The 1,203-nt window shown below is 64.6% G+C and carries 1 protein-coding gene; it reads right to left on the reverse strand.

What is annotated here, in order from left to right; translation table 11 throughout:
- Nucleotides 1–17: 17 nt before the first annotated feature.
- Nucleotides 18–995, reverse strand: coding sequence for an IS110 family transposase (locus HLH25_RS19875; RefSeq protein WP_182975727.1), 978 nt, complete (start codon nucleotides 993–995; stop codon nucleotides 18–20).
- Nucleotides 996–1,203 lie beyond the last annotated feature (208 nt).

Here is a 1,203-nt window from a genome sequence, read left to right on the forward strand (position 1 = left end):
CAGAGTATCCGTCTTGATCAAGCTGTTTTTGGCGCCCATGAGCGATTGTGTCGCACGAGTGCGTTTGCGAGGACGATGAGCTTCCTCATGACGGCGGTGATGGCGAGCATGGCCGGTTTTCCGCGTGCGACGAGAGCGTCATATTGGCGCTTGAGATCGGGATTGTGGCGTATGGCGACGAGTGCTGGCATGTAAAGGATCCGGCGCAGTTGAGCCCGGCCTCCGCGGATGAAGCTCTTTCCCTGCCAGGTTCCCGACTGGCGCGTGATGGGCGCAAGGCCGGCCAGCGCGCCGGCCTGCCCCTCCTCCATAGTGCCGAGTTCGGGCATGTTGGCCAGCAGGGCATGGGCCGTGGTGGCGCCCACGCCTGGAATGCTGAGCAGGATATCGCGCCGGCGCGCCAGCACGGGTTCGGCGTCGATCAGGGCGGCGACCACCTTGTCGATGGCCGCGATCTGCGCTTCGACCTGACGCAGGCGATGGCGGGTCTGGCGCATGAGCAGGCCATTCTGCGTGGCGGCCTTGCGGTTCAGGGTTCTCGTCCGGTCACGCGAAAGCCCCTCGCGGGCGGCGACGAGTTCGGCCAGTTCCGCCTGCATTTCACTGGGGGCTGGGCGTATCGCAGGCTCCAGCGCCACGCCGAAACGGGCCAGCATGAGCGCATCCACACGATCGGTCTTGGCCAGCGTGCCAGTCGCCTCGGCAAAGCGCCGGGCCTGGCGCGGGTTGATCTTGCAGACGGGCAGGCCCGCCTGGCTCAGGCGGCGCTCAAGAGCACGGTGATAGATCCCTGTCGCTTCGAACACGATGCGGGCCACCGCCCGTTTGCCGATCCAGCGCCGCAGGGCTGTGTGGCCAGCGGCGTCATTATCGAACCGCCGCGTCTCGGAGCCCGGATGAAGCGCGGCATCAAGATGGTCTTTCGAAACGTCGATCCCGATCGTGATCGGGGTATCGCGTATTTCAGGCTTGGCACGGGTGGCGATCGCGATCATCTTTTCCATGTCCTATGCTTGTCATCCGGGGCTCAAGCCCCCGGTATCCGTTCAGGGCACAAGGAAAAGAAGGGGCGGTCATACTCTGCCACGACCCGCTATGGTCCAGCCCGGGCGACCCGTCCCCTTCCCGTTCAGCCGGGGTGGCCACCCCGGCTGAACGGTCCTTTATCGCTCAACGCGACAAAAAAATCATAAGACAAGCCCT

The sequence above is a fragment of the Gluconacetobacter dulcium genome (assembly GCF_014174165.1).
GTDB classification, from domain to species: Bacteria; Pseudomonadota; Alphaproteobacteria; order Acetobacterales; family Acetobacteraceae; genus Gluconacetobacter; species Gluconacetobacter dulcium.

Bases quoted from the DNA above. Each gene is read 5' to 3' on its own strand.
- HLH25_RS19875 (WP_182975727.1), bottom strand. From the start codon at position 995: ATGATCGCGATCGCCACCCGTGCCAAGCCTGAAATACGCGATACCCCG.